The organism is Qipengyuania sp. YIM B01966, assembly GCF_016461955.1.
In the GTDB taxonomy this organism is placed as follows: domain Bacteria; phylum Pseudomonadota; class Alphaproteobacteria; order Sphingomonadales; family Sphingomonadaceae; genus QFOP01.
Genome location: NZ_JADMNM010000010.1, coordinates 33,434 through 59,818, shown reverse-complemented (window position 1 = coordinate 59,818; position 26,385 = coordinate 33,434). Strand labels below are relative to the sequence as shown.

Sequence of the window (26,385 nt, the reverse complement as noted above, 5' to 3'; positions counted from 1 at the left end):
TGCGGAAGCCCGGTCCGGCACGGTTAACCGCCGCAAACCCTATTGCGCGCGAGTCGTGTCTGATTCACTATCTAGTGGTTGGACGCCTGGGGGCACCAACAAGAGGTTGTAATGAGCGGGGCGATAAAGCCGGCCATCTCGGCGTTCCGATTCGCGCCGGTCAACAGGCTCGGGGCCCGCTGGCGGGGATAAGTTTTGGCCCGGCGGGGGCCCGCAGATGCTAGGGCGGTCAGCCGCCTGATTCGAACGGAGCGGGAACATGAGGTCCCGCCCAAACGGGGGTGGGAATGGAATTGAGAACCGGGGACCAGACGGCGATGCATCTTGATCATGACGATACAGCCGCCGCCACCACCGCGCCTGAGCGGGCCCCTGACATGGCAAGGACGAGCGCGATGACGATGGACCGCAGCGACAAGGGTAGCGAAGCGCTGGTAACCGCCGATGGCGCCGCCGCGCTGGCCGGTGCGGCACTGGCGGCGGCAGCTTCTGTCGCCCCGGCCGAAAGCGATTCCAGGAAGGTCAACGATCGCCGCTTCACCATTGTCATCGATGCCAGCCGCGACGCGCTGCTGACCGATTTCGGCAAGGCGACGCTCGATGATCGCTATCTCCTGCCGGGCGAAGGCTATCAGGATCTGTTCGCCCGCGTGGCCGATGCCTATGCCGACGATCAGGATCATGCCCAGCGGCTGTACGACTATATCAGCCGGCTGTGGTTCATGCCGGCAACCCCGGTGCTGTCGAATGGCGGGACCGGGCGGGGCCTGCCGATTTCGTGCTATCTTAATTCGGTCGATGACAGCCTCGAGGGGATTGTCGGCACCTGGAACGAGAATGTCTGGCTTGCCAGCCGCGGCGGCGGGATCGGCACCTATTGGGGCTATGTCCGCGGGATTGGCGAGCCGGTTGGCCTGAACGGCAAGACCAGCGGCATCATCCCCTTCGTGCGGGTGATGGACAGCCTGACGCTGGCGATCAGCCAGGGCTCGCTGCGGCGCGGATCGGCCGCCTGCTATCTCGACATCAGCCATCCGGAAATCGAGGAGTTCCTCGAAATCCGCAAACCCAGCGGCGATTTCAACCGCAAGGCGCTGAACCTCCATCACGGCGTGCTGCTGACGGACGAATTCATGGAAGCGGTCCGCAATGGCGCCAAATTCGCGCTGCGCAGCCCCCGCGATGGCAGCGTGCGCGGCGAGGTCGATGCCCGCAGCCTGTTCCAGAAGCTGGTCGAAACCCGCCTTGCCACCGGCGAGCCCTATATCGTCTTCTCCGACACGGTGAACCGGATGATGCCCAAGCATCACCGCGATCTGGGGCTCAAGGTTTCGACCTCGAACCTGTGCAGCGAGATCACCCTGCCGACGGGTCGCGACCATCTCGGCAATGACCGCACGGCGGTGTGCTGCCTGTCCTCGCTCAACCTCGAAACCTGGGACGAATGGGCCGGCGACAAGGCCTTTATCGAGGACGTCATGCGCTTCCTCGACAATGTCCTGCAGGATTATATCGATCGCGCGCCCGACGAGATGGCGCGGGCCAAGTATAGCGCCGCGCGCGAACGGTCGGTCGGATTGGGCGTGATGGGCTACCACTCCTTCCTCCAGGCCAAGGGCCTGCCGATGGAAAGCGCCATGGCCAAGGTGTGGAACCTCAAGATGTTCAAGCACATCAGCACCGCGGCAAACGAAGCTTCGATGGTGCTGGCGAATGAACGCGGCCCCTGCCCCGATGCCGAGGACATGGGCGCGATGGAGCGGTTTTCGTGCAAGATGGCGATCGCGCCGACCGCCTCGATCTCGATCATCGCCGGCGGCACCAGCGCCTGCATCGAGCCGATCCCGGCCAATATCTACACCCACAAGACGCTGTCGGGCAGCTTCGTGGTCAAGAACCCCTATCTCGAAAAGCTGCTCGCTGCGAAGAGCAAGGATTCGACCAATGTGTGGAACTCGATCCTCGAGAAGGGCGGCTCGGTCCAGCACCTCGATTTCCTGACGGCCGAGGAAAAGGCGGTGTTCAAGACCAGCTTCGAGATCGATCAGCGTTATCTGCTCGAATTCGCCGCCGACCGCGCGCCGTTCATCGACCAGGCGCAGAGTTTGAACCTGTTCATCCCCGCCGATGTCGACAAATGGGATCTGATGATGCTGCACTTCCAGGCGTGGGAGAAGGGCATCAAGTCGCTCTATTACCTGCGCTCGAAATCGGTCCAGCGCGCCGGGTTCGCCGGCGGGGTCGAAGCCGACAACACCTCCGACGCCCCGCGCATCGAGGTCGCCCCGGTGGGCGGCGAAACCGATTACGAGGAATGTCTGAGCTGCCAGTGAGGGCCGCCTCGCCCGATCATGCGCTGGATCAAAGACAGGGCTTTGCGGTTCTGGCATGAGATAGGGCAAGGGCGGGGAGCATCCGCGCCGGGCAGGGTTTTGAAGGGGCAGTTGGCATGGGAAATCCGTTTATCTGGGTGATGCTGATTTCGGCATTGCTGTTCCTCGGGACGGCGGGGCATCTGATCACCAACATCCCGACGCTCGCGGAAATGTTCGGCAAGCGCCGGCGCGATGCGCATGATGGCGAGGTGATTGTCGACCGCCGGTCCGAAGGGCACGGCGCCAGCCACACCACGATGTGGGCCTCGCTCGCGCTGCACGTGCTGGGGATTATCGGGCTGGTCGTATCGACGCTGGGTCTTGCGGGCATGGTGTTCAAGCGCGACCCGGCGCTCGACGGCGCGCCCGCCGAAGTGACCCCGCTGCCGGTCGATGGCGGCGAAGGCGTTGCGCCGGGCGGCGGCGATCCGCGCGCGGCCGCCGGCACGCAGGCCGGGTCGGTGGTCACTGGCGAAAAGCCGCAACCTGCCGGCGCGGTCAAGGCGCTTGAAGAGCGGGCTGCCCCGGGTGAGCCGGCGGCGCCCGCAGCGCAGCCCGGGGTGCCGCCCAGGCCGGGCGAAATCCCGGGTAACCAGACCCGCCAGTAATCCGCGCCGGGGCGGCCGGCGCGCCGCCTAGTCCATCTGGCGGCCTTCGCCTTCCTGCGGTTCGTCGAGTTGCCCGCCATCGACCGGGCGCGGCGCGGGGGCGGGGCTGTTCTTGTCCAGGGGTGCAGCCTCATCAGCGGCGGGCGCCGGCCCGGTCCGGTCCGGGCGGGTTGCCAGGGACGGGCGTGGCCGTTCGGGCGGCGGCTGGCGCTGCGGTGATGCGGGCGTGCGATCGGCCCCTGCCAGCTCGCGGTCAGTGCCCGTCGCCGCGATTTTGACCGCCGGCGTCGGCTCGGCGGTGTTTTCCAGCGGGGCGTCCTCGCCCGAGATTTCGGCAGGGTGGGGGTCGGGCATGGTCATCGCGGTGTCGCTCTCCTCTGGGGCGACAACGCACCGGGCCCCGCCCCCGTTCCGCCGATCGCGCCGGCCCCCAATGTTCGCGCTTTATCCCCCACTTCCTCGCCCCACTTCGCTATCGAATCGCCGGCGATTTTCCGTATAGTGGAGGTTCGCGATCACGCCCACGGAGACACAAGATGTCGTTGCTCGAAGCCCGCAAGACCTACAAGCCCTTCGAATATCCGTGGGCCTACGATTTCTGGAAGCGCCAGCAGCAGATCCATTGGATGCCCGAAGAGGTGCCGCTGGGCGAGGATTGCCGCGACTGGGCGCAGAACCTTTCGGCGCACGAACGCAACCTGCTGACGCAGATCTTCCGTTTCTTCACCCAGGCCGATGTCGAGGTGCAGGATTGCTACCACGAGAAATACGGCCGCGTGTTCAAGCCGACCGAGGTCAAGATGATGCTGGCCGCGTTCAGCAACATGGAAACGGTCCACATCGCCGCCTATTCGCACCTGCTCGACACGATCGGGATGCCCGAAAGCGAATATGGCATGTTCCTCGAATATGAGGAGATGAAGGCCAAGCACGATTATCTGCAGCAATTCGGCGTCGACAGCGACGAGGATATTGCCCGCACGCTGGCGATGTTCGGCGGCTTTACCGAAGGGCTGCAACTGTTCGCCAGCTTCGCCATGCTGATGAACTTCCCGCGCTTCAACAAGATGAAGGGGATGGGGCAGATCGTCAGCTGGAGCGTGCGCGACGAGAGCCTCCATTGCGAAGGCATCACCCGCCTGTTCCACGCCTTCGTCACGGAACGCGACTGCCTGACCAAGACGGTGCGCGAGGATATCATCGATTGCTGCATGAAGACGGTGCGGCTGGAAGATGCCTTCATCGACCTCGCCTTCGAGGACGGCCCCGTCCCCGGCATGACCGCGGGCGAGATCAAGCGCTATATCCGCTACATCGCTGATTGGCGGCTGGAGCAATTGGGTCTGCCCAAGCAGTTCCTGATCGAGGACCACCCGCTGCCCTGGCTGACCCCGCTGCTGAACGGAGTGGAGCACGCCAACTTCTTCGAAACCCGCGCGACCGAATATTCGAAAGGCGCGACCAAGGGCAATTGGCAGGACGTCTGGGCCAGCTTCGACAAGCGCCAGTCCGCCCGCCGGGGCGAGGTCGAGCCAGCCAACGAGGCCGGCGCCGATGCGGGCGAGCCGGACATGTTCGAAGCCAAGGGCGTGGCGGCGGAGTGAGATAAGGTTGACGCCACGGCGGACAGGGACCAGAAGATCTCGTTATGTTCGCTTCTGACAGCCCGCTCGCCGCACACCTTGACCTGATACGCACCGCGCGTGGGCGGCAGTTCGGCACTGCGTGCGCGGCTGGGGCGGAAAGCGCCGAGTGTATGCGTTTGCAGGCCGAGCTTGCCGAACTGGCCGGCACCTATCGCGCCGAGCTGTTGCGACCCTGCGCCCTGGATGACGGCGCGCTGCCCGCTGATGGTTTCCGCCAACTCTGCCGCGCGCGCCGGACGGCGCTGGCGCGGGAGGTGGACGCGGCCGAACGGCGCGAAGCGGCCACCCGCCGCGCCGCAGCCGAACTGCTTGGCGAACATCATGCGCTGGCCCAAGCGGCGGAACGCTACCGCGCCGAGCTCCGCCGCGCCGCTGACCGGCGTGAGCAAACACGGGCTGACGATTGGGCGGGGCGCAGTTTATCCGCGCGACGATAGCTGGTGCGGCGCTTTCGGGGCGCGCAGCATGAGCGGCGCGGTCACACAGCGCGATGTGGCGGCCGGCCTTAGCCCCGCGCAGCGCGCGCAGCTGATCTATGCGCAGGCCCGCAGCGAGATGAGCCAGCGCCTGTGGCAGGCGGCGCTGGGCGATGATGAGGGGGATCGGGCCGGCAGCAGGGCGCAGGCCGCCGATCTGCTCGGTTTTGGGGGGCAGGATTGCCGCCACAGCTGCGCGGTTGGCGGGCCGATGATCGCGGCGCTGTCGTCGCCGCCTGTTCCGCAGGAGCCGGAAACGCCGCCGCCCGTGCCGCTCGTGCCGCTCGCTGCCGTGTCCGCTGCGACGTCCACCCCACCCTCTGTCGCCGGCGCCGGTCTGGGGCCGAATGCGGCGCTGGCGCCGGCGCTCAATGCTGCGGCCGAGCGCACCGGGCTCGCCCCATCCGCGCTGGCGGCGATTATCGATGCCGAGGCCGGCAAGCACCCCGACGGGCGCTGGAACACCCATTCGCGCAACCCCCGCTCGAGCGCGGCGGGGCTGGGACAGTTTCTCGCCGGCACCTGGCTCGACCTCGCCGCGCGTCCGGGCAGTTGGCTGGCCCAGCGCGTGCGCGAGGCGGGGCTGACCGATGGCGCGGGGCGCGTGCTGCCACAGGCGCGCGCACGGGTGCTGGCGATGCGTTATGATCCGGTGGCCTCGATCGAGAGCATTGCCGATTTCGCGCGCGGCAATCTCGACCGGCTGGCGCGGTCGGGTGCCGCGATCGGCGCGGGCGAGGAAGGGCAGGCGCGCGCGGCCTATCTGGCGCATCATCTCGGCCTGGGCGATGCGCTTACCTTCCTGCGCGGCGGGATCGGCGAAGGGCGCGCGCGGGTGCTGCTGGCGGCGCAGATCGGCAGCGATGCGGCCGCGCGGCGGATTGCCGCCAGCGGCAGCGCGGCGGCGGCGCACCGAGAATGGCTGGGCAGTTATATCACGCGCAAGATCCGCCCCGACCGCTACGCACTCTGACCCCCGTGCTGCGTATTACCCCTTACGCAAAAGCACGGGGGCCTTGGGCAAAGAGGTCTTACCCATAACCGCCGCATTCTCCCCTTCGACACGCGACGGGACGTGTCCTGACGGGGGTTCGAAAAATGTCCAAGACCACGCGCAAACTGGAGGAGCTGGTGCTGGCCGCGCTGGCCAACCGCGCCGCTGCGGGCGATGCGCCCGGCGCCCGGCAACGCGCCGAATATGACCGGCTGTTCAGCGGTATCCTGACCCTGATCGCGCCGCGCATCCGCCATTTCATCCGCCAATACGGCTTGGCCGACCACTGGGACGATGCCGAACAGGTCTGCGCCATCGCGGTCCATACCGCGCTCGCCAGCTACGATCCGGAGAAGGCCAAGTTCACCACCCATATCAACTGGCAGCTGCGCGGCGAACTGCAGGGCCTGCGCTTCCGCCTGATGGCCGATCAGCGCCCCTCCGCCCGCAAGGTCGCGGCCAGCACCATTTCGCTCAGCACGCTGGTCGGCGGCGACAGCGGCGAGGGCAGCACCACGATCGAGGACACGCTGGAGGATGAAGGCGCGCTCGACATGGCTGAAGCCGGCGCCAGCGCCTATCTCGCGCGCTCGGCCACGGCGGCGCTGATCGATGCCTATATCGCCGAAGACCGCGCCGCCGCGATGAAGCAGCTCAAGAAACGCGCGCGGCCGTGCAAGGCGCTGGTGCGCGAGCAGCGGCCCGACCTGCCGGTGGGCTTTCGCGCCGGCAACGCCTTCATCGATCCGCGCGAGATCGAGCGGCTGGAGGAACGGCTCGAACGCGACCGGCTGATCGTGGTGCGGACCCTGTTCGAACAGGACAGCCAGTACCAGATCTCGTCCGATACCGGGCTTACCCGCGAACGGATCCGCCAGATCAGCCGGCGCGCGGCGCGCGGCATGGCCGGGCTGTCGCAGCGCGATCCGCGTTTCCAGCTGGTCGCCGAAGGGCCGGTCGCCGGCCACGCCTGAGCGGCCAGACCGGACTGTTGTTCAACCGAGCAGGAACACCGCGTGCTCGGCCCGCCAGCCCGCCGCCGCCGGGCTGGTCAGCCGGTCGCCGCTGAGGAACCAGGCCTGTTCGACCCGGATGCCCCTTTGGGCGGCAAAGGCACGGAAATCGCGCACGGTGACATGGTGGATATTGGGCGTCTCGTACCACGCCACGGGTAGCAGCCGCGTCACCGGCATCCGCCCGCTCCACAGCAAGCTCGCCCGCACGCGCCAATGGGCGAAATTCGGGAAGCTGACGAAGGCCCGCTTGCCAATGCGGAGCAATTGTTCGACCACATCGGCCGGGCGGTGCATGGTCTGCAAGGCCTGCGACAGGATAGCGTAATCGAACGCCCCATCGCCATAATCGGCAAGGTCGCGGTCGGCATCGCCCTGCATCACCGACAACCCACGCGCGACGCAGCGTTCGACGCAGGCCCCGTCTAGCTCCATCCCCCGCGCATCGACCCCGCGCGCACCCAGCGCCGCCATCAGCGCCCCATCGCCGCAGCCGATGTCGAGCACCCGCGCGCCCGGCGCGATCTGTGCGGCAATGATGGCGAGATCCGGGCGCAGCGCCGCGCTCATCCGAGGAACCCCGCCACCACCCGATCAAGCGCCGGTACGTCGAGCAGGAAGCTGTCATGTCCGAACGGTGCGCTCAGCTCGACGAAGCTGACCGGCGCCCCGGCAGCGTTGAGCGCGTGCGCGATGTGCCGCGATTCGGCCGTCGGATACAGCCAGTCGCTGTCGAAACTGACGAGGCAGAACCGCGCGTCGCAGCCGACAAAGGCATCCGCCAGCCGCCCGCCATGTTCCTCGGCGAGATCGAAATAATCCATCGCCCGGGTGATATAGAGGTACGAATTGGCATCGAACCGGCGGGTGAAGCCGCTACCCTGATGGCGCAGATAGCTTTCGACCTGAAAGTCCGCATCGAAGCCGAAGGTCTTGGCATCGCGGTCCTGCAGGCGGCGGCCGAACTTGTCGGTCAACCCGTCTTCCGACAGATAGGTGATGTGCGCTGCCATCCGCGCCACGCCGAGCCCGGCATCGGGCGCGCGGCCGGCGGCGTAATAGGCGCCGCCCGCCCAGGCCGGATCGGCCATGATCGCCTGCCGCCCGACTTCATGGAAGGCGATGTTCTGCGCCGAATGGCGCGCCGTGGTGGCAATCGCCAGCACCCGCGCGGCCCGCGTCGGAAAATTGGCGGCAAGGCTCAGCGCCTGCATCCCGCCCATCGATCCGCCGACCACCGCGTGCAGGCGCGCGATCCCCAACCCGTCCAGCAGCGCAACCAGCGCGCGGACCATGTCGCGGATGGTGATCACCGGAAAGTCGAGCCCGTAGGGCTGCCCGCTTGCTGGCGCGATGCTCGCTGGCCCGGTCGAACCCATGCAGCTGCCGATGACATTGGCGCAAATCACGTGATAGCGGGCTATATCGATCGGCAGGCCCGGCCCGACCATCCGGGTCCACCAGCCGGGCTTCCCGGTCAGCGGATGCGGGTCGGCAAGATACTGGTCGCCCGTCAGCGCATGGCACACGAGGATGGCGTTATCGCGCGCCGTGTTCAGCTCGCCATAAGTGCGATACGCAATGACGGCGCCATCGAGCACGCGCCCGCTATCGAGCGGCAGCGGCGCGGGCAGGCGATAGACCGGGCTGTGCAGGGGCGCATCCATGAAGGCTCCCGATTGCGGGAGGGGGCACAGGCTGTCAATCGCGGCCAAGCCGCGCTATCGCGGCGCGCCATGACCCCCGCGCCCGACCGCCAGCCTTCGCCCAAACCGTGGATCGCCGCCATCGCGCCCTATGTGCCGGGCGCGGCCAAGGCGGCGGACGGGCGGGCGCTGATCAAGCTGTCGGCCAATGAGAACCCGCTCGGCACCAGCCCGGTCGCGCTGGCGGCGCTGTCCACAACGGGCGATCTGGCGCACTATCCCGATCCCGACAGCACCGCGCTGCGGGCCGCCATCGGGGCGTTGCACATGATCGATCCGCAACGCATCGTCTGCGGCACCGGATCGGATGAATTGCTCAATCTCGCGGCGCAGGCCTATGCCGGGCCGGGCGACGAGGTGCTGTTCACTCGTTACAGCTTTGCCGTCTACGATATCGCCGCGCGCCGCTGCGGGGCGACGCCGGTGATCGCGCCCGATCGCGAATACGGCACCGATGTCGATGCGCTGCTGGCTGCCGTTACCCCGGCGACGCGCGTGGTGTTTGTCGCCAATCCGAACAACCCGACCGGCACCTGGATCGACAGAGAGGCGATGGCCCGGCTGCACGCCGGCCTGCCGGCGGAGGTGCTGCTGGTGATCGACCAGGCCTATGCCGAATATCTTGCACCGGGCGAGGATGATGGCGGGCTCGCACTGGCTGAGCAACACGAAAATGTGCTGGTCACACGAACCTTTTCGAAGATCTACGGGCTTGCCGGCGAACGGATCGGCTGGGCGACCGGGGCGCCCGCGCTGATTGCCACGCTCGGCGCGATCCGCGGGCCGTTCAACGTGACCACGCACGGCCAGCTCGCGGCGGTTGCGGCGCTGGCCGATCAGGCCTTTGTCGAGCAATCGCGCGATCACAATCTCGCCGAAGGGGCGCGATTTTGCGCTGCGATCGCGGCGCTCGGCAATCACGGGCTACGCGCGGTGCCAAGCAAGGGCAATTTCGTGCTGGTGCTGTTTGAAGGGCGGCTGAGCGCGGCTGCCGCGCTCGCGGCGATCAATGCGGCGGGCTATGCCGTGCGTCATCTGCCGGGTCAGGGGCTGCCTGATGCCTTGCGGATTACCATCGGCAGCGCGGCGGATATGGCTGCGGTGGCCGGCGCGCTGGCCGCGGCGTGCGGGGCTCCATGAGCTTCGAGCGCGTCGTCCTGATCGGTCTCGGGCTGCTCGGCGGCTCGATCGGCCTTGCGATGCGCGAGGCGCTGCCCGGCACGGTGACCATCGGGTATGATGCCGATCCCGCAACCCGCGCACGGGCTCAACAGCGCGGTTTGACGCAAAGCGTTGTCGAGAGTGCCGCAGAGGCCGTGGTAGGTGCCGATCTGGTCATCCTGTGCGTCCCTGTGGGCGCCATGGCGTCGGTCGCGGCCGAGATTGCCCCGGCGCTGCGAGAGGACGCGATTATCAGCGATGTCGGATCAGCCAAAGGGACAGTCGCCCGCGCGCTGGCGGCGGCGCTGCCGGGGCATCAGATCATACCCGCCCACCCTGTGGCCGGGACCGAGCGCAGCGGACCGGATGCGGGCTTTGCCGAACTGTTCCGCCGCCGCTGGTGCATCCTCACCCCCGGCCCCGAGGTCGATCCTGCCAGCCTCGCCCGGCTCAGCGCCTTATGGGAAGCGCTAGGCGCGCGGGTCGAGGTGATGGATGCCGACCATCACGATCTGGTCCTCGCGGTGACCAGCCACATCCCGCATCTCATCGCCTATACAATCGTCGGCACCGCTTCCGACCTCGAACAGGTCACCGAGAGCGAGGTAATCAAATATTCGGCCGGCGGTTTCCGGGATTTCACCCGCATCGCGGCGAGCGATCCGACCATGTGGCGCGACGTGTTTCTCGCCAATCGCGGCGCGGTGCTCGAAATGCTCGGCCGCTTTACCGAGGATCTCACCGCCTTGCAGCGGGCGATCCGCAATGGTGACGGCGATGCGCTGTTCGACCTGTTTACTCGCACCCGCGCGATCCGCCGGCAGGTGATCGAACAGGGGCAGGACGATGCTCGGCCCGATTTCGGGCGATCTGACCATTGATAGCAGAAGTGACGGTCAGCCCGGATTGAGCGCGTTGAGCGCCTCGCCGACCCTGCGCTCCATTTCTTCGCGCGGCAGGCCCGGTGCGATAATCTCGCCGAACCGATACGTGATCGTCCCGGGGCGCTTCCACCGCCGGTGATAGAGCGGGCCGCTATCGACCGCTACTGGCACCACCGGCAGACCGAGCATCTTGTAGAGTCCGGCAAAGCCTGCCTGCAGCGGCGCGGGGCCCCCGTGGGGCACTCGGGTGCCTTCCGGGAAGATCACCAATTGTCGGCCTTCAGCGGCATAGCTGCGTGCCTGCCCGACCATCTGGCGCAGCATCTTAGCGCCCTGTTCGCGTTCGACCGCAACCGCGCCCCAGGCACTCGATGCTGCTGCCCAGCCGGGAATTCGGAACAGTTCGGCCTTGGCGAAGGGAACCGGGCGGTCGAGCAGAACTGGCGCGTCTATCGCCTCGAAAAAGCTTTCGTGCTTGATCGCATAGAGCGCCGGGATTCCCGGGTTAACCCCCTCGGTGCGGACCGCGATGCCGAGCAGGCGTGTCACGCACCAGCGATGCCAGTTCGACCACGCCTGGATTGGCCCGCGCGCCCATGGGGCGTGGATCGTGCCCATCAGTCCGGCAAACGGCACCAGCACCGCCGATCCGCTGTAGAAAGCGACATAGAAAGCCAAATTGCGCAGCGCGATCACAGCACATCGCCCGCCACCGCCGCCAGCCGGCTGGCGATCAGCTTGTGATACTCAAGAAACAAGGTCCTCAGCGACGGTTCGGACCTGACCGCATCCTCGACGATCGACACATGGGCCGGGAGAGTGCGCTCCAGCTCGGCCCGGGCGCGGCGCATATGCCAGTCGGTCGTCACCAGCCGCAGACTGCGCAGGCCCTGTTCGCGCACCCAGTCGGCGGTTTCGGCGGCGTTGCTGCGCGTATCGACCGCCGCGAAGCCGAGCGTGACGCAGCATTCCATCGTTGCCGGCGGCACGTTGAACTCCGCGGCAAATTCTTCGGGCCTGACTTCGCGATCAACGCCCGAGACCAGCATCATGCGCGCTTGCCCGGCGTCAAGCACGTCGAGCCCGCGCGCGATTCTGCCGCTGCCGCCGGTCGGGACGATCACCGCATCGGTCTTCACCGCGGCTGCAGGCTGCGGAAGCGCGGTCACGAACCACAGGAACCCGAGCGCCCAGACCAGCGCGATCGCGGCGGCGAAGCGGCGTATCACAGCACCCGCCCCAGACCGCGCAGCACGGTAACCCGCGCGGTCACCAGCGCCAGCGCGAGCCCGATCAGCGGCACGCTGGCGATCACGATCCAGTCGGACAGGGAGAGGCCGCCGCCACTGACCAGCCCGGATTGCAGCTCGCCGAACCGCCGGCCCAGCAGCAGGACCGCGCCGCTACCCAGAGCGAGCCCGGCCAGGCCCCCCAACAGCGCGTCGACGCCCACCGAACGCTGGAACAGGCGGGCGATCTGGCGATCGTTACCGCCCAGCAGGTGAACGATTTCGATCGTGTCGCGATTGGCGCCGAGCGCGCTGCGCACGGCGAGCACCACCGCCGCCGCGCCCGATGCGGCCAGCAGAATGACCAGCAGCAAGGCCGCCAGCCGCAGCGAGACGATGGCCGAGAAGACCGGCCGCAGCCAGCTCGACTGCGCGTCAATCCGCGCACTCGGGGCGATCGGCGCGAGGCTGGCGCGCAGATGGGCAAGCTGTTCGGGCGAGGCATCCCTGTTCAGCCGGACGTCGATCATCGCCGGCACCGGCACGCCCTGTTCCCCGACATGATCGCCCAGCCACGGTTCGAGCAGCGCCTCGATCTCGGCCTGCGGGATCGCGCGGACCGAGCGCACGGCAGGGTCGGTCACCAGCGCTCGGCGGGCGCTCTCCGCGTCGCGCGCGCGGCCCACCGGGTCCGCATTGACGATCTGGACAGTGAGCCCGCCGGCAAGGTCGCTGCGCGCCTGCTGAACTATATTGCTCAACGCCAACCCGCCGGCGACCGCGATCACCGTCAGCGTGACCATGATCGCGATCACCCACGGCATCGGCCCCGCCAGCCGCGCCTGCGGCAGGAGCGCATCGGCGCGCGGGCCGGGCAGATGGGTGCGCCAGCTTCTCATGCGCCGGCTTCTTCGCTCGGCGCAGGGCGCGGGGGGTACCGCAGCGCCCCGGTCGGGTCGGACAAAGTGCCCCGGTCGAGCCGCATGATCAGCGAATCTGGCACCTTGCGCAGCAGATGGACGTCGTGTGTCGCCACGACGATGGTGGTGCCCAGCCGGTTGAGCGCCTCGAAGAGCCGCAGAAGCTTCAGGGCCATGTCGGGATCGACATTGCCGGTGGGCTCGTCCGCGACCAGCAATTCGGGCCGGCCGATCACTGCCCGCGCGATCGCCACGCGCTGCTGTTCGCCGCCTGACAGGCTCGCCGGACGCGCTTCGGCACGGTGGGTCAGGCCCACCCACTCGAGCATATCGGCGACCGGCTTGGAGATCTCACTTTCGGCAACGCCCGAGATGCGCAGTGGCAGCGCAACATTATCGTAGGCCGACAGGTGCGGGATCAGGCGGAAATCCTGAAACACCACGCCCAGCCGCCGGCGGAACCCCGGCAGGCGCGCGCGCGGCATGGTAATGATATCCTCGCCGAACATGCGGATCGCCCCGCGCGACGGCCGCTGCGCCAGATAGAGCAGCCGCAGCAGCGACGTCTTGCCCGCCCCGCTTGCCCCGGTGAGGAAGTAAAAGCTGCCCGGATAAAGCGTGAAGGAAACGTTGCTCAGCACCTCGCGCTCGCTGCCGTAACGCAGCCCAACATTATCGAACGTCACGATGTCGCTCGCGCCGGTCATCGATGGCGCGCCAAGGCTAAGCGGGATCGGGGTGTAAGGCGCATGATCGGCGCGTCCTATAGCCGCGCTGCGATGTGGAAAAAAGGCGTTGCCGGGCCATGTCACCGACCGCGAGCCTTGTCGGGCAGGGGGGTTTGCGTAAAGCAAGGACATGATCATCGCCTGCCCCGCCTGTTCGACACGCTATGTCGTGCCCGACAGCGCCGTGGGCGCGCAGGGCCGGACGGTGCGCTGCGCGAAATGCCGGCACTCGTGGTTCCAGGATGGGCCCGAGCAGCCGGCGGCCGTTGAGCAGGCGCCGCCGCTCGCCGTTGCTCCGCCGCCCGCCGTTGAGACGGCTGCGGGGCCCGTGCCAGCGCCTGCGCCGATGCCTGCGTTCGAACGACCGGCGGCGGCCGCGATGCCCCCGCCAAGTCCGGTCGACGAGCCGGACACCTCGCCCTTCGATCACGCGCCACTCTTCCGCGCTCGCCGCAACCCGGCCCGGATGTGGACGCTGGCAGCATCCCTGTTCGCGTTGGTCGCCATCGGCACGATCGCCGCCACCAGTTGGTTCGGCTTGCCCGACTGGGTGCCGGTCGCGCGTCCTACTTTCGGCGCGCAGCAACCCGATTTGCTGCTCGAATTTCCCGGCGACCAGCAGGATCGCCGCACCCTGCCAAGCGGGGTGGAGTTTTTCGGTGCGAGCGGGACGATCACAAATACCGGGCGCGAAACCCGCTCGATCCCGCCGATCCTGATCGTCCTGCGCGATGGCCAGGAACGGATCGTCTATACCTGGGAGGTTGCGCCCCCGCAGGCGACGCTCGCCCCGGGGGAGACGGTGGCGATCAACGAGGCGGTGACCGATGTTCCGCGCTCGGCGCGGGTCGCGGAATTCGGCTGGAAACCCGACTGACGCGCGTCCTCAGCTGAACTCGGCCCACACCGTGCCGGCCGCATCGCGGCGCACGGTGACCTCGGGGCCGGGCTGCGTGTCAGCACGCATGACGATCTCGCGCACTCGGCGCGTTGGCAGCACGCGAACGCTGGCGCGCGCCTCCGCCCGTGCAGCCGGGCGCACCGTGGCATCAGGCACCAACGGTGCGGAACCACTGACGGCAAGCAGCAGGAATACGGCGGCAGGGGTCATGCGCATGGTTAGCGCGCGGTGAACCATCTGGTAAATGCGGGAAAACACCTGTCCCCGACCGGGCCAATGTTCCCCTTGCCCGGCGCCAGCCCCTTTGCTAGAGGCGCGCGCCTACCCCGCAGGTCCGCCCTGGCCGACCTGATGACTGTGCGGTCGTGGCGGAACTGGTAGACGCGCAACGTTGAGGTCGTTGTGGGCGAAAGCCCGTGGAAGTTCGAGTCTTCTCGACCGCACCATTACTGGCTCTTGCTCAGCTTGTTGGGAAAAACCTATTCACAGATAATACTGGCAGTGCACCCAACCCTTGCACAGGTGTCTGACCTCTGCATACTCGGCGGCGCGGATAAGGTAGCTTCCGCCGAAACGCTTGACCCGTGCCGCCGCCGCCGGCGGGAGCCCGGTCATAAGCGCCGCCGGTCGGTGACCCGTGCAGTGATGATGAGTAATTCGCCGAACGGGAGGCAGGCAAGCAGAATGAGTAGATCGCCCTTTTCGCCAGACGTCCGCCACCGGCACGCGTGACTAGTGGCTGGCGTGATTTGCCGACCAGGTTGTCGCATTCGCGCGCGTGCTCGATTTTTCGTGAGACGTTCGATCCCCCACCCCGGCGTCGAGCAATTCGGCGCGCGCGTTCTTGATCAGGCCGAGGGCTTTGGCAATCGCCTCGGCCGACGGCGCATGGATGGCTAGATTGCCCTGTCGATCGACATCAATCGGGCCATTGGGGCAATAGCGCTCGTCATCCCATCCCACATGGCCAAGCACCGGATAGAGACAAATCCCCTCCACCGGGATCCCGCGCGCGATGGCGGCCGCGACCTCCTCGCCGATATAATTGATCCAGGCGCTGCGCTCGTCGCCTTCGATCCCCGTCTCGGAGATCATCAATGGTCGGCCATAGCGGGCATAGACTTCGGCGAGGAGGTCGCGCAGCCGCCGGCGCCGCGGATCGGTCCACGCCATCGGCTGCTCGCCATGGACCCATTGATTATTGTGATAGAAATTGACCCCGACAACGTCGAGCAGATCAGGCGACCCGTCAAGCTGCGGCCACTGCTCGCCGGTCAGCATGTCGAACGCCTGGAATTGTGCCAGCCGATGCTCCTCGGCGCGCGGAATGGCATGGGGCTGGTCTGCATGTGCCATGATGTGGATCATCGGCTCGCAAGTGAAGAAGCGGGTCGCCGGATGTGCCGCTCGAATTGCCCGGGTCGCCTCGATCGTCGCCCGCGCCAATTGCACCTTGAATTCGTGGCCCCGCTCACGGGCGAAGGGATTGAGGTAGGCGACGTCACCGCCCGCCCACGCGAAAAAACTGATTTCGTTGATCGGGCACAGCAGCATCGGCCCGTCGCTGTCGCGTGCGATCCGATCTGCAGCTGCCACGGCAAAATCGGTGAACCGGTTGACGAAGTCGGTGCCCAGAGGATCGAGATCCTCAGGATAACCATAATGCATCAGATCCCAGATGACCGTGGTCCCGGTCGCGCGCGCGGCAGCCAATTGTTGGGCGATGCTGCTCCAATCGTAGTGCCCGGGCGTCTGTTCGATAAGGTGCCAGCGCAGCCCGTCGCGAACGGTGGTGATCCCCAGCCGTGAAACAGCCCGATAATGCGCGACAGCGTTTGTGTCATGCGCGCTCAGCGCAATCATGTCGCGCCGCTGCCGATCATGCGCCCGCCGGTGGGAGGAACATTCGAAGCCGCCCAGGATCGGCGAACCAAACAAGGGTGGCGCCTGGGTCAGCTCGCGTTCGGCGGCAACTTCGGCCAGCAGGGCCGACCATTGCGGCAGGACGGCCTCGGTGGCGTAAACGCTGGCCACTTTTGCATGCAAGGCGCGGCCCAGCCTTTGGCGCAGGGCTTCATCGCGCGCCAACCGGGTTATCGCCGCCGCCACCCGGGGCGGATCCTCGTGCGGGACGAACAGGCCCGACACCTGGTCGGCAATCTGTTCGAGCGCGCCATTGTCGGGCGTGGCAATCACCGGCAGTGCGGCGGCGCCCGCTTCGGCGATGACGTGCGGCATCCCTTCGCCGCGCGACAGCCAGACGAAGATGTCGAGGGCAGCGAGTAGCTGCGGGATGTCCTGCCGGTCGCCGAGGAACTGAAGCCGACCATCGAGGCCTGCCTCGCGCGCCCGAGCGTACAATGCATCGGCATATTCGGGCATGAACGCATCGGGGCCGCCTATGATCACGAAATGCGTGCGGGGATCGGTGCGGGCGACCAGCGCGGCGGCGTCGATGAAATCCTCGACCCGTTTCTTGGCATCGAGCCGGCCGACCCAACCGACGAGCACACCGTCTGAGGCGATACCCAGCGCTGCACGGGTCGGTATACGGTGCGCCGGATCGAAGGCACGCATATCGACCATTGACGGTATCTTGAGCGCATGGTGCTCGCGCCCGGGCATCTTGCTGGAAGCGGCCTCGCGGATCGTTTCGCACACCCCGACATAGCGGTTGGTGAAATGTTTAGGGCCAGCCAATGCTTCTGACACCAGCCCGCCATGTTCGATCAGCGGCGGGCGGTAGTGCAACCGTTCTAGCGCCGGGTAGATGTCAGCCACGTTCTGGCATGAGACGACCACATCGTACGCCGGCAGTTTCGAGGCGAGGTAGGTGACCGTTCCTTCGAAATCGAGGTGATAGGGCGTAGTATCTACGTTGACGCCGGCTGCCCGCAATTGGTCGTGCGTCTGCTCGGGCATGCCGGGCTTGCGAAAGCAGGCGACCACATCGATCACAAAGCGCGCCGGATCGAGCCCTTCTGCCAACAGACGGACTTCGGTCTCTTCGCCGCCCACCACCAACCAGGCGAATACGAACAGGACGCGGATCGGCGCCGGCGGCGGCTCGCCGCGGACGAACGAGACACGCCCTGTCATGTGTAATCGAAGACGATCTGGATGAAGTCGGGCCGCTCGGCGACGAGGTGGCGGAGAAAATCAGGCGCTTCGTCGAACGGGACGACATGGGTCACCAACTGGTTGCCGATAGCCGGTCCGCGTTCGGCCAGCAGGTCGATTGTTTCCCGCCCCAGACGCTCGTGATCCCACAGGCGCTCCATCCCCGGGGGCACGCGGCCGATCTGCGCGCAGCGGATCGAGAGCCAATTATGGTGGAATTCCTCGCCAAGGCGGACGGGATCTGCGCCCGCCTGGTAGAAAGCAAGATCGATAACGCAGCCATGCGGACGCAGCGCCTTCATCGCTTTGTGGAGGCTTTCACCGCTCGCGCGGGTCTGGAACACCAGATCCGCCCCGCGCCAGCGAGCCTTGGCATAATCGACCGCCTCGTGTTCCTCCATGGCCAGCATACCGAGCGTTTCCGCCCGTAACCGCCGGAAGGGCGACGGGTCGGCAATAACCACCTCGCTCGCGCCGGCGCGCTGGGCAAACAGCGCAGTGAAAAAGCCGACGATACCGGCGCCGAACACCAGCACCGGCCGCCCCGCCAGCGAACTGCCGAGCCGCGTGCTGCCCGCGCCGGACAGCTCGTGATCGGCATAGAGCAATCCGTTGGCCGCGATAGGCCCCATCTGCCCGACATAGATGCCAAGCATTGGATCGATCGTATCGGGCAGGACAAAGAACCGGTCGCGATCAGGCGCGATGACATGGCCGCTTTTGTGCCCCCAGGCGCCGGCAATGGTTGTTCCGGGCCCCGCACCGCGGGTTTCCCCTTCTATCACCGTGCCGACTTCCATGTAGCCGACAAAGGGTACGGGATAATGCATGCCGGCCTCGCCCTGCACGAAGATGCGCCGCCCCTCGTCCCAGCGCGAATGGAGGTAAGGGTTGGTGCCCTTCATGAAAGTGAGTTCGGTGCCCGCCGAGAACCCGGAATAGGTCGTCGCGAGGCGCAATTCCCAAGGGTGCGGCGGATGTTCGTCATAACCCGCGAAATAGGGCACGCCCGGCGCTTCGAAACCGAGGCTGCGGATATGGCGCACGCTCATGCGGCCTGCTCCAATGCGCGCTCTGGGGCAGAAATCTTGACCGCCTGTCCCGAGGCGACCGATTGCCCGATGGCATCCATCACCCGCAGCGTCTCGACCGCGTCGCGATAGGTGCAGCGAATGCGGTTTTCGCCCCCGCGCGCCGCATCGACAAAGGCGCGGTCCTGATGCCACACGGGGTCGGAGCGATTGCCCGTAACGGGCCGTCCTGCCCCGACATCGATCATCACATTGTGGTCGGTCAGTTCAATCGCGAACCCGTCGCCAAACAGATGGAGCCCCACCCGATGGTTCCACCCGAGCAGGCAGGTCGCGGCAAAATTGCCAATCGCACCATCGGCAAAAGCGAGCGTGGCGATCGATGCCGTGGCGACATCAAGCTCTGGATGCGATGCACGGGCACTGTGCTCGGCAAGCCCGTACGCGCTCACAACATCGCCGCATAGATAGCGGGCCAGATCGACGATATGCGTTGCCTGCTCGAGCATCTGTCCGCCCGATTGCTCCTGGCGCCACCACCATGCGACCGGCGGAGTCGAATCGAGCCAATAGCCGGATACCAGCCGCGGCCGGCGCTCACCCATGGCATGGCGCACATCGTCGAGCGTATCGAGCCAGCGCCAGTGATAACCGACCGCGGTGACCAGTCCGTGGGCATCGGCGGCGGCCGCGATCCGCTCCGCTTCGCCGAGCGACAACGCCACCGGCTTTTCGACGAAGAATGGCAGACTTGCGGCGATCACGGCATCCTCGATCGGTCCATGGGCGAAGGGGGGCACGCAGATGAACACCGCATCCACCTCGCCTGATGAAAGCATCGTCTGCCAGTCGGCGTACACCTTGGCGCCCACCTGTGCCGCAAAGTCGTGGGCGCGCTCGGTGTCGGTGTCGCAAGCGGCTGCGATGCGCACATCCTCCATGGTCTTCAAGACATCGCGGTGGCGGCAGGCGATGCCGCCTGCGCCGATGAAACCGATACGAAGCTGGTCCACAGAGGGCCCCTTTCTGGCGTGAAGCGAATAAAGCTGGGCGGTTTCTGCCGCCATGCGCTCGGCAGCGAATTGGCGCTGCTGGCGGTCCCGCGCGCGCGTCGCCCGCGCCCGGCATCGGGCAGGATCGTCGAGTGCGGCGCGGATTGCCCGGGCGAGGGACGCCGCATCGTCGCCGGCGACCAGCGCGGCGGTGTTTTGGTCTAACGCTTCGTCGACCCCGGGGGCGGAACGCGCGACAATCGGCAGTCCAGCCGCCATTGCCTCGAGCAGAACAAGCGGCAGACCTTCGAAATCGGACGCATGGACGTAAAGATCGGCCTGCTGCATCAACGCAGCAACATCGGCGCGCTGCCCCATAAGTCGGACATGCCCCTCGGCGCGCGTTCGCTGGATGTGCGCGATGATCCGCGCGCGGTCCGGCCCGTCGCCGACCAGCACCAGATCGACACCGCGGCCTTCTGCCGCCAGTTGCATCACCGCATCGATCAGCAAGGGCTGGTTCTTTTGCGCAGCCAGGCGCCCGACATTGAGCAGCATCGGTCGGGAGGCAGTCCGCTCGAAACGCGCAGCACCGGGGGCGACACAGTGGGGCGGGACAATCCCGTTACGTATGACCGCCAGCGGCTGCGAGGTCAGGCCGCTCGCGGCATAGGATTGTGCCACCGCATCGCTTACCGCAATTGTCGCCGCGACTGACTGGTGGGCAGCTGCATAATCCGACTGCTCGTCGGCATCGGTCAACAGCTGGGGAAGATGCTCGGTGCGGATGAGCGGGACTCCGGCCGCAGCTGCCGCGCGGGTGATCGTATGCCCTTCCCAGCCGATGCCGGCGTGAAGGTGCACAACATCGAACCCGCCCTGCCGAAGATAGAGGGCAAGCGCATCGGCATCGCTTGGCAGATCCTTGACCGCGAAGCGGCCGCGCGCATTGCAAAACAGGTCGGTATGTGACGGCGCGAGGATTACGCAATCGTGGTCGGGCAACGCTTCGGCGAGCGCCAGCATATGGACGCCCATCCCGGATGGTGCCGGGCTTTCCGTTGCCAGACAGATGCGCATCAGTCGGCCACCCGGGCCTGCCGCATCCCCGCTTCGGCGGGGCTGAGGCCCATGCGCCGATAGGTGGCCAATGCCTGTCCGACGACCTGATCCATATTGTAATACCGGTAATTCGCCAGCCGCCCGACGAACGTCACCTCCCGCAGTTCCCGTGCGAGCTGCTCGTAACGCTTGAAAAGGTCCTGATTTTCGGGGCGCGGAATGGGATAGTAGGGGTCACCCTCGGCGGTCGGGTATTCATAGCTGATTGAGCTTTGCGGATGGTCCTGCCCGGTCAGCTTCTTGTATTCGGTGATCCTTGTGTAGGGAGTAGCCTCGTCCGGGTAATTGACCACCGCCACCGGTTGATATGACGGCGTGTCGTGCGTTTCATGATGAAACCGCAGGCTGCGATAAGGCAGCTTGCCGAATCGGTAATTGAAATATTCATCGATCGGCCCGGTGAAGACCGTGTGATCAGCCAGCGTCGAGGGATCAAGTGCGGCAAATTCCGTGCCCAGCCGCAACTCGATCGAGGGGTGATCGAGCATGCGCTTGAACATCGCCGTGTATCCATCGGCCGGCATCGCTTGAAAACTATCCTGGAAATAGCGGTCGTCCCGATCGGTCCGCGTCGGCACGCGGCTGGTGACCGTCCGATCAAGCTGCGAGGGGTCGAGCCCCCATTGCTTGCGCGTGTAACCGCGGAAGAATTTTTCATAAAGCTCCTGACCAACCACCGAAACCACGACATCTTCCGAAGTGACAATCGGTTCACGCGGTTCAGCCCGCGCGGCCAGAAATTGTTCGGCCGCAGCATCATCGGTCAGCGCGACGCCGTAGAGCTTTTCCAGCGTGGTGCGGTTTATCGGCATCGGCACCAGCTGGTCGCCGACCTTGGCGAGCACCCGGTGTTCATAGGGCCGCCAGCTGGTGAATTGCGACAGATAGTCGAAGACTTCGCGGCTGTTGGTATGGAAGATGTGCGGGCCGTAACGGTGGATCAGCACCCCGGCCGCATCGGTTTCGTCATACGCGTTGCCGCCGACATGCGGTCGCCGGTCAACGACCAGCACCTGTTGTCCGGCATCGCGCGCCAACCGTTCGGCCATCACCGACCCCGCAAAGCCAGCGCCTACGATGAGCGTGTCATAAGGTTTTGACCCACGCAGGATCGCCGGCGCAGCGCCGCCCGCTCCGCGCTGTGCATGTCGTTTGCGATAGCATTGCGCCATCAGCGTGCTCATCTTTCCTTGGGTTTGGTCCCAGCTGATGCGGTTCAGGCGCTGGTCGATATCGGTCAGCCACGCACCCTGCGCCGGCAGTGCGCCGAAACGGCGGACAGCCTGGGCAAACTCCTCTGCGTCGGCGGCGATAGCGACGCCCTCTGCACTGCCCCAATCTGCGATGACGTCGGCGATCGGGGTCGAGACCACCGGGCGGCCTCCTGCGAGATATTCCGGCGTCTTGGTCGGGCTGATGAATCTGGTCGCTTCGTTGAGCGCAAACGGCATCAGCGCGACGTTCCAACGCGCCAGCATGGCGGGCAGATCAGCATACCCGCGCGGACCGATCCAGCTGATATTGGGGCGTTGCGGCAATGATGCAGGATCGATCTTGACCACCGGCCCGACCATTTCGATCCGCCATTCGGGCAGAGCATCGGCCATGGCCGCAATCAGTTCCAGATCGAGCCGCTCGTCGATGACCCCGAAGTACCCGGCGGTCCGCTGTGCGGGATCGCGCGCCGTGATCGTGCGCGCAGCCGCAAAATGGGCGCGGTCGACCGCGGAGGGAAAGGCATGAACGTTTGGATTTCGGTTTCGCTTCGCCTCGTAAAGGCTTTTGCCGCCGGTGAAGACGATGTCTGCGCGCGCCAGCAGAGCCGCTTCCTGGGCGATCAACTCAGCATCCGCATGGGCAAACGCAGAAAGTTCGTCCATGCAATCGTAAACTGTCAGTTCCGCCCCACCGTTGGCCAGCACAGGAAGCATCGCCGCAGTATAGAACCAGGCAATTGGGGTGCGCTGCAAGGTCTGTTGCTGGAAGAGCCGATACAGCTCGGCCAGGGCATTCGCACGTGCCGGCTCGGTCCAGGAATGCGGCACACGGGGGCGCAGGGCGGTAATCTTGTCCTCTGCGAAGTGATGATATTCGAGGTAGGGCAGGTGGTGATCGCACGGGATCGGCTCCTCCCAGAACCACACGGCCCGCTCGCTGGCGAAGCGGCTCAGCAAATGCTGCGGCCGCTGGCGCACGAAGTCCCACCGAAGATGCGAAAAAGCCACGAGCGGAACTTCCTGCGGGATCGCCTCGGGGACGTGCGGGGCATCCCGCGCTGCAGGTGCACGGTCGCCCGTAAGGTCGTCGACAGGGCGCAGTTGGTGGTCTTTAAGCATCACAATCCTCTAGGGTAATTGGGGCACGGCCGAGCGCATGACGGGCGGCAACGGCATCATCGTAGATTGACAGGAAGCGCGCGGCCGACACTGGCCAGCTCCAGCGGGACAGGGCAATTTCCCGCGGGCGGTAGTGATCCAGCTGCTGCAGCATCCTGGTAACGGCGGCAGGCCATTGCGCCGGGTCGGCGACCTCCCCGGTCCCCGGTAGGAGGTATTGCAGCCCACAGGTCAGCTGGGCGTTGGCCAGCACGGGCAGACCGGCCAGCATGTATTCGGTGATGATCGCCGGAGCGCCATCATCGACCCCCGCGACAATCCCGATCCGCGCGCGGTTCATCAGCCGATTGACCTCGGCGAAGGGAACCACAGGCGGCATTACGCAATCAATCGGGAGCTGACGCGCGGCGATCTCGTCGCGGAACGCCTCGGCCAACTCGCCGTAACCGAACACGCATAGCGCCGACACCGCGCCATCCAGCCGCTCAATGGTGTCGAACAGGATATCATGGCGTTTGTAGGGCTGGGCGGCCGCGGCATAGATCAGGTCGTAATCCTTTTCGCCGGATAGCGGGCGGAATTGATCCGTCCCGGCAAATTCGGGGCCGACCGGCAGGATCGGTGTGGGCATCTCGGGATGCCGCCGGTTGACCTCGTCCGATTGCCATTGGGCCCCAGTCAGCACGATGTCGCACCGTGCCGAAACCTCCTCCGGCACGCGCAGCGCTGGCGCATCGATCGAATTGTAAACGATGATCGACCGGTCGGCCGCGTCGAGAACAGCTGGCGAAACGCCCAAGCCATAGATGAGCAGCAGGGCAGGCGCGCCGTGCCGCGCCAAGTGTTCCGCCATGGCGCGATTGTCGAACGGCGCGGTATGCTCGCCCAATGGAAAAACCCGTCGGACGAGATGCGGCGAACAGCGGCGCGCGATCGGCCGATCAAGGCCGTTGCCATGATGCCAGACTTCCACTTCGGCGAACCGGCCGGCAGCAATCAGCGATAGCGGCAGCCGTTCGAGATATCCCCCTTCGACGACGACCGCCGCGCTACAATCATCAACGGTGGGTTCGTCGCCTGACCAGCCGTCGGGAATATCGGCGAGGTGTTCGATCCGGTCCGAGATGACGATGATTCGCCCTGGGTGGGCAGCTCCGCGCCTCATGCCGCGTCCCCGATCAGCGCGTCGAGGGCATTGGCAGCATCCTCGATCGGCCGGGTGTCGGGCCGGCGATCAGCAATGATACGCTCATCGCTCACCCGCTGGCCGGCGCCAGGTTGGAGGGCGATGCCGGCATCGCGCGCCGACAGGGCGAGGCGCTGGGTCGCCAGCAGGGTCAGCGCCGGGGCTGGCAGCGCGCCATAGCGATCTTCCAGTTCGTCAGCGAACCGGTCGAGTTCGGCAGTGTCGTCAATTCGGGCAAGACTGACATACGCCGCGATCCGCGCTTCGCTGTCGACGATCCAGTCGTCCGGAAGCAGCGCGTCCTCACCGGTGGAGATTTTCGGCAGCGGCGGCGCGGGCTCCCCACCCGCCAATTGGCGCAACGCATGGGTAAGCAGCGTCTGGTACAGTTCCAGCCCGATCAGCTTCAGGTGGCCCGACTGATCGTCGCCGGTCAGATCGCCGGCGCCGCGCATGTCGAGATCGTTGGCCGCCACCGCGAACCCTGCCCCCAGAGCGGAATGCGTGACAAGCTGGTTGAGACGCGCCCTTGTCTTCTCGGTCAGCGCTGTACCCGGGGCACTCATCATCAATACGTGCCCGCGCCGTGCCGACCGCCCGACCCGGCCGCGCAACTGATGCAATTGACCGACGCCAAAGCGGTCGCAGCCGGCGATGACCATGGTGTTTGCCCGCGGCACGTCGAGGCCGGTTTCGGTGATGCTCCTCGCCAGCAGAATATGCTCGCGCCTCCCGGCAAACCCGATCAGCGCCTCATCGGCTTCGGCCGAGCCCATCTTGCCGTGCACGGTGATCACTTCGAGATCCGGCACCAGTTTGGCGAGCAACTCCTGGATTGCCGGCAGATCGTCGATCCGCGGCACCACGACGAAGGATTGCCCGCCCCGGGCATTTTCGCGCAGCAGGGCCGCGCGCACGGCTACCTCGTCGATCGGCACTTCGACCAGCACGCGCGCTGCATCGGCGGCCAGTGCGTCGATAAGCGACGGTGCCACCGGCAGATCGTCTGGTAGCAACTTACCAAGCCGGCGCGCGAAGAAGCGGACATCGCGCACGCTGCCGGCGATCACCACTTTGCGCCCGGCGTCATGCTCGGCGGCAAGACACGTTTTGAGTGCCTTGATCGGTCGGCGCTTGCCAGCAAAGCGCGGGGTATCAGCCCCCTCGATCAGCGGCTGTGCAGCGTGTTCGGACAGCGCTTCATCCCACACCTTGGCCGAAATGCGGAGGGCGGCAGCGACAGGGTCGATTTCCTTGGCAAGATCGAGCAGGCGCGCACGCGCCTTGGCGAAACCCGGATCGACCAGCACCATAGCGCCGGCAGCATGCGCCAGCAGCGTCGCCGCGTCTTTTGGTACGGGCGGTGCGGAGGCGATCCCGAAAGAGGCGCGCTCGATTTCCTCAAGGGTGGTTTGCGACAGCGGATCATAAAGGCGCAGCGAGCGGACGCGGCCATCTTCCAGTTCGATCCGCACCGGACGCTGCGCATCGACGGGATAGACATTGAGCACGGCGCCCGCATCCCCTACCTCGCCCGGCTCGTCGATCCGCTCGTCCGCGCGATAGCCGATGGCGATCAGTTGTTCGCGCAAATCGGCCAGATCAATCTGGTCGCCAAGTTTTACCAGCGGTGGTTGGGCCACGAAGGCCTCAGGTGGCGGATATGCGGCAATTGTCGCCCCGGCCCCGCAAATCAGAATCGGCGGCACATCATGCGGCGCACCCATCGCCGTCAGCGCGGCCACCCGCTGCCCGGCATTGACCGCCGAAGCACCCGCGCTGTCACCGGGAAGCGCGTCTGTCGCGGGGCAGCAGAGCACCGGTATATGGGGAAAGGCGCCTCGGGCCAGCAGCGCCAGTCGCTCTGCATCATGGTCGGCGGACAGCAGCACGACAAGCGGCGCTTTGCCGACATGGGCGGCCATGCCAAGCAGACAATCTGCCATGCGAACCAAAG

At 66.2% G+C, this 26,385-nt stretch carries 23 protein-coding genes and 1 tRNA gene; 10 read left to right on the top strand and 14 right to left on the bottom strand.

From position 1 onward, the window contains the following. Positions 1 to 287 precede the first annotated feature (287 nt). Together ILT46_RS10750 and ILT46_RS10745 are read left to right on the top strand one after the other, a co-directional pair. The gene (locus ILT46_RS10750) at positions 288 to 2,333 is read left to right on the top strand and encodes a ribonucleoside-diphosphate reductase subunit alpha (protein WP_199504646.1); all 2,046 of its coding nucleotides are present in this window, start codon (positions 288 to 290) and stop codon (positions 2,331 to 2,333) included. Positions 2,334 to 2,449: 116 nt separating this feature from the next. Beyond that, the gene (locus ILT46_RS10745) at positions 2,450 to 2,983 is read left to right on the top strand and encodes a hypothetical protein (protein ID WP_199504645.1); all 534 of its coding nucleotides are present in this window, start codon (positions 2,450 to 2,452) and stop codon (positions 2,981 to 2,983) included. A gap of 27 nt (positions 2,984 to 3,010) precedes the next feature. Here ILT46_RS10745 and ILT46_RS10740 read toward each other — a convergent pair whose 3' ends face one another. After that, positions 3,011 to 3,343 carry a hypothetical protein gene (locus ILT46_RS10740; RefSeq protein ID WP_199504644.1) on the bottom strand — a complete coding sequence of 111 codons (333 nt, stop codon included), beginning with the start codon at positions 3,341 to 3,343 and terminating at the stop codon, positions 3,011 to 3,013. A 176-nt stretch (positions 3,344 to 3,519) separates the two neighbouring features. Here ILT46_RS10740 and ILT46_RS10735 point away from each other — a divergent pair, with 176 nt between their 5' ends. From ILT46_RS10735 to ILT46_RS10720, 4 genes are all read left to right on the top strand, one after another. Continuing rightward, on the top strand, positions 3,520 to 4,587 hold the full coding sequence (locus ILT46_RS10735) for a ribonucleotide-diphosphate reductase subunit beta (protein WP_199504643.1): 1,068 nt from the start codon (positions 3,520 to 3,522) through the stop codon (positions 4,585 to 4,587). 44 nt (positions 4,588 to 4,631) lie between these two features. After that, positions 4,632 to 5,066: a hypothetical protein gene (locus ILT46_RS10730; protein WP_199504642.1), complete on the top strand. Its 435-nt coding sequence runs from the start codon at positions 4,632 to 4,634 to the stop codon at positions 5,064 to 5,066. Positions 5,067 to 5,094: 28 nt separating this feature from the next. Continuing rightward, positions 5,095 to 6,078 carry a peptidoglycan-binding protein gene (locus tag ILT46_RS10725; protein WP_199504641.1) on the top strand — a complete coding sequence of 328 codons (984 nt, stop codon included), beginning with the start codon at positions 5,095 to 5,097 and terminating at the stop codon, positions 6,076 to 6,078. Positions 6,079 to 6,203: 125 nt separating this feature from the next. After that, a complete protein-coding gene (locus ILT46_RS10720; protein ID WP_199504640.1) occupies positions 6,204 to 7,073 on the top strand; it encodes a sigma-70 family RNA polymerase sigma factor in 870 nt (289 codons plus the stop codon). A 21-nt stretch (positions 7,074 to 7,094) separates the two neighbouring features. On the opposite strand, the gene metW is transcribed toward ILT46_RS10720, so the two are convergent. Together metW and metX are read right to left on the bottom strand one after the other, a co-directional pair. Continuing rightward, entirely contained in the window at positions 7,095 to 7,682 is a 588-nt protein-coding gene (metW, locus tag ILT46_RS10715; protein ID WP_199504639.1) for a methionine biosynthesis protein MetW, read from the bottom strand. Next, complete coding sequence (gene metX, locus ILT46_RS10710; RefSeq protein WP_199504638.1) at positions 7,679 to 8,779, bottom strand: homoserine O-acetyltransferase MetX; 1,101 nt, start codon at positions 8,777 to 8,779, stop codon at positions 7,679 to 7,681. Before metX ends, metW begins: the two co-directional genes overlap by 4 nt. Before the next feature lie 69 nt (positions 8,780 to 8,848). Here metX and ILT46_RS10705 point away from each other — a divergent pair, with 69 nt between their 5' ends. Both ILT46_RS10705 and ILT46_RS10700 read left to right on the top strand, forming a co-directional pair. Beyond that, a complete protein-coding gene (locus ILT46_RS10705) occupies positions 8,849 to 9,958 on the top strand; it encodes a pyridoxal phosphate-dependent aminotransferase (RefSeq protein ID WP_199504637.1) in 1,110 nt (369 codons plus the stop codon). Then, positions 9,955 to 10,860: a prephenate/arogenate dehydrogenase family protein gene (locus ILT46_RS10700; RefSeq protein ID WP_199504636.1), complete on the top strand. Its 906-nt coding sequence runs from the start codon at positions 9,955 to 9,957 to the stop codon at positions 10,858 to 10,860. Before ILT46_RS10705 ends, ILT46_RS10700 begins: the two co-directional genes overlap by 4 nt. 15 nt (positions 10,861 to 10,875) lie before the next feature. Here ILT46_RS10700 and ILT46_RS10695 read toward each other — a convergent pair whose 3' ends face one another. The 4 genes from ILT46_RS10695 to ftsE are packed head-to-tail and all read right to left on the bottom strand — an operon-like array spanning position 10,876 to position 13,719. Beyond that, a complete protein-coding gene (locus tag ILT46_RS10695; RefSeq protein ID WP_370592422.1) occupies positions 10,876 to 11,559 on the bottom strand; it encodes a lysophospholipid acyltransferase family protein in 684 nt (227 codons plus the stop codon). Continuing rightward, positions 11,556 to 12,092 (bottom strand): YdcF family protein, encoded by a 537-nt coding sequence (locus tag ILT46_RS10690; protein ID WP_199504635.1) that lies wholly within the window; start codon positions 12,090 to 12,092, stop codon positions 11,556 to 11,558. Before ILT46_RS10690 ends, ILT46_RS10695 begins: the two co-directional genes overlap by 4 nt. Further along, positions 12,089 to 12,991, bottom strand: coding sequence for a cell division protein FtsX (locus tag ILT46_RS10685; RefSeq protein ID WP_199504634.1), 903 nt, complete (start codon positions 12,989 to 12,991; stop codon positions 12,089 to 12,091). The genes ILT46_RS10690 and ILT46_RS10685 overlap by 4 nt, the downstream gene beginning before the upstream one ends. Beyond that, on the bottom strand, positions 12,988 to 13,719 hold the full coding sequence (gene ftsE, locus ILT46_RS10680) for a cell division ATP-binding protein FtsE (RefSeq protein WP_199504633.1): 732 nt from the start codon (positions 13,717 to 13,719) through the stop codon (positions 12,988 to 12,990). The genes ILT46_RS10685 and ftsE overlap by 4 nt, the downstream gene beginning before the upstream one ends. A gap of 151 nt (positions 13,720 to 13,870) precedes the next feature. Between ftsE and ILT46_RS10675 the strand changes: the two genes are divergently transcribed. Then, positions 13,871 to 14,617, top strand: coding sequence for a zinc-ribbon domain-containing protein (locus ILT46_RS10675; RefSeq protein ID WP_199504632.1), 747 nt, complete (start codon positions 13,871 to 13,873; stop codon positions 14,615 to 14,617). Between the two features lie 9 nt (positions 14,618 to 14,626). On the opposite strand, the gene ILT46_RS10670 is transcribed toward ILT46_RS10675, so the two are convergent. Beyond that, complete coding sequence (locus tag ILT46_RS10670) at positions 14,627 to 14,857, bottom strand: hypothetical protein (RefSeq protein ID WP_199504631.1); 231 nt, start codon at positions 14,855 to 14,857, stop codon at positions 14,627 to 14,629. 143 nt (positions 14,858 to 15,000) lie between these two features. Between ILT46_RS10670 and ILT46_RS10665 the strand changes: the two genes are divergently transcribed. Continuing rightward, a tRNA-Leu gene (locus ILT46_RS10665) sits at positions 15,001 to 15,087 on the top strand. A gap of 286 nt (positions 15,088 to 15,373) precedes the next feature. On the opposite strand, the gene ILT46_RS10660 is transcribed toward ILT46_RS10665, so the two are convergent. The 6 genes from ILT46_RS10660 to ILT46_RS10635 are packed head-to-tail and all read right to left on the bottom strand — an operon-like array spanning position 15,374 to position 26,374. Beyond that, the gene (locus ILT46_RS10660; RefSeq protein ID WP_199504630.1) at positions 15,374 to 17,740 is read right to left on the bottom strand and encodes a glycosyltransferase family 4 protein; all 2,367 of its coding nucleotides are present in this window, start codon (positions 17,738 to 17,740) and stop codon (positions 15,374 to 15,376) included. Next, complete coding sequence (locus tag ILT46_RS10655; protein ID WP_199504629.1) at positions 17,737 to 18,813, bottom strand: zinc-dependent alcohol dehydrogenase; 1,077 nt, start codon at positions 18,811 to 18,813, stop codon at positions 17,737 to 17,739. The genes ILT46_RS10660 and ILT46_RS10655 overlap by 4 nt, the downstream gene beginning before the upstream one ends. Continuing rightward, positions 18,810 to 20,864, bottom strand: coding sequence for a glycosyltransferase (locus ILT46_RS10650; protein WP_199504628.1), 2,055 nt, complete (start codon positions 20,862 to 20,864; stop codon positions 18,810 to 18,812). The genes ILT46_RS10655 and ILT46_RS10650 overlap by 4 nt, the downstream gene beginning before the upstream one ends. Beyond that, positions 20,864 to 23,242, bottom strand: coding sequence for a UDP-galactopyranose mutase (glf, locus tag ILT46_RS10645; protein WP_233397194.1), 2,379 nt, complete (start codon positions 23,240 to 23,242; stop codon positions 20,864 to 20,866). The genes ILT46_RS10650 and glf overlap by 1 nt, the downstream gene beginning before the upstream one ends. After that, the gene (locus ILT46_RS10640) at positions 23,235 to 24,407 is read right to left on the bottom strand and encodes a glycosyltransferase (protein WP_233397193.1); all 1,173 of its coding nucleotides are present in this window, start codon (positions 24,405 to 24,407) and stop codon (positions 23,235 to 23,237) included. Before ILT46_RS10640 ends, glf begins: the two co-directional genes overlap by 8 nt. Then, positions 24,404 to 26,374: a TRCF domain-containing protein gene (locus ILT46_RS10635; RefSeq protein ID WP_199504627.1), complete on the bottom strand. Its 1,971-nt coding sequence runs from the start codon at positions 26,372 to 26,374 to the stop codon at positions 24,404 to 24,406. The genes ILT46_RS10640 and ILT46_RS10635 overlap by 4 nt, the downstream gene beginning before the upstream one ends. Between the last annotated feature and the right edge of the window lie 11 nt (positions 26,375 to 26,385).

What these genes read in the sequence shown, in the direction of transcription:
- ILT46_RS10750 (WP_199504646.1), top strand. Translation starts at nt 288, where the DNA reads ATGGAATTGAGAACCGGGGACCAGACGGCGATGCATCTTGATCATGAC.
- ILT46_RS10745 (WP_199504645.1), top strand. Translation starts at nt 2,450, where the DNA reads ATGGGAAATCCGTTTATCTGGGTGATGCTGATTTCGGCATTGCTGTTC.
- ILT46_RS10740 (WP_199504644.1), bottom strand. Translation starts at nt 3,343, where the DNA reads ATGACCATGCCCGACCCCCACCCTGCCGAAATCTCGGGCGAGGACGCC.
- ILT46_RS10735 (WP_199504643.1), top strand. Translation starts at nt 3,520, where the DNA reads ATGTCGTTGCTCGAAGCCCGCAAGACCTACAAGCCCTTCGAATATCCG.
- ILT46_RS10730 (WP_199504642.1), top strand. Translation starts at nt 4,632, where the DNA reads ATGTTCGCTTCTGACAGCCCGCTCGCCGCACACCTTGACCTGATACGC.
- ILT46_RS10725 (WP_199504641.1), top strand. Translation starts at nt 5,095, where the DNA reads ATGAGCGGCGCGGTCACACAGCGCGATGTGGCGGCCGGCCTTAGCCCC.
- ILT46_RS10720 (WP_199504640.1), top strand. Translation starts at nt 6,204, where the DNA reads ATGTCCAAGACCACGCGCAAACTGGAGGAGCTGGTGCTGGCCGCGCTG.
- metW (WP_199504639.1), bottom strand. Translation starts at nt 7,682, where the DNA reads ATGAGCGCGGCGCTGCGCCCGGATCTCGCCATCATTGCCGCACAGATC.
- metX (WP_199504638.1), bottom strand. Translation starts at nt 8,779, where the DNA reads ATGGATGCGCCCCTGCACAGCCCGGTCTATCGCCTGCCCGCGCCGCTG.
- ILT46_RS10705 (WP_199504637.1), top strand. Translation starts at nt 8,849, where the DNA reads ATGACCCCCGCGCCCGACCGCCAGCCTTCGCCCAAACCGTGGATCGCC.
- ILT46_RS10700 (WP_199504636.1), top strand. Translation starts at nt 9,955, where the DNA reads ATGAGCTTCGAGCGCGTCGTCCTGATCGGTCTCGGGCTGCTCGGCGGC.
- ILT46_RS10685 (WP_199504634.1), bottom strand. Translation starts at nt 12,991, where the DNA reads ATGAGAAGCTGGCGCACCCATCTGCCCGGCCCGCGCGCCGATGCGCTC.
- ftsE (WP_199504633.1), bottom strand. Translation starts at nt 13,719, where the DNA reads ATGACCGGCGCGAGCGACATCGTGACGTTCGATAATGTTGGGCTGCGT.
- ILT46_RS10675 (WP_199504632.1), top strand. Translation starts at nt 13,871, where the DNA reads ATGATCATCGCCTGCCCCGCCTGTTCGACACGCTATGTCGTGCCCGAC.
- ILT46_RS10670 (WP_199504631.1), bottom strand. Translation starts at nt 14,857, where the DNA reads ATGCGCATGACCCCTGCCGCCGTATTCCTGCTGCTTGCCGTCAGTGGT.
- ILT46_RS10660 (WP_199504630.1), bottom strand. Translation starts at nt 17,740, where the DNA reads ATGACAGGGCGTGTCTCGTTCGTCCGCGGCGAGCCGCCGCCGGCGCCG.
- ILT46_RS10655 (WP_199504629.1), bottom strand. Translation starts at nt 18,813, where the DNA reads ATGAGCGTGCGCCATATCCGCAGCCTCGGTTTCGAAGCGCCGGGCGTG.
- ILT46_RS10650 (WP_199504628.1), bottom strand. Translation starts at nt 20,864, where the DNA reads ATGCGCATCTGTCTGGCAACGGAAAGCCCGGCACCATCCGGGATGGGC.
- glf (WP_233397194.1), bottom strand. Translation starts at nt 23,242, where the DNA reads ATGCTTAAAGACCACCAACTGCGCCCTGTCGACGACCTTACGGGCGAC.
- ILT46_RS10640 (WP_233397193.1), bottom strand. Translation starts at nt 24,407, where the DNA reads ATGAGGCGCGGAGCTGCCCACCCAGGGCGAATCATCGTCATCTCGGAC.
- ILT46_RS10635 (WP_199504627.1), bottom strand. Translation starts at nt 26,374, where the DNA reads ATGGCAGATTGTCTGCTTGGCATGGCCGCCCATGTCGGCAAAGCGCCG.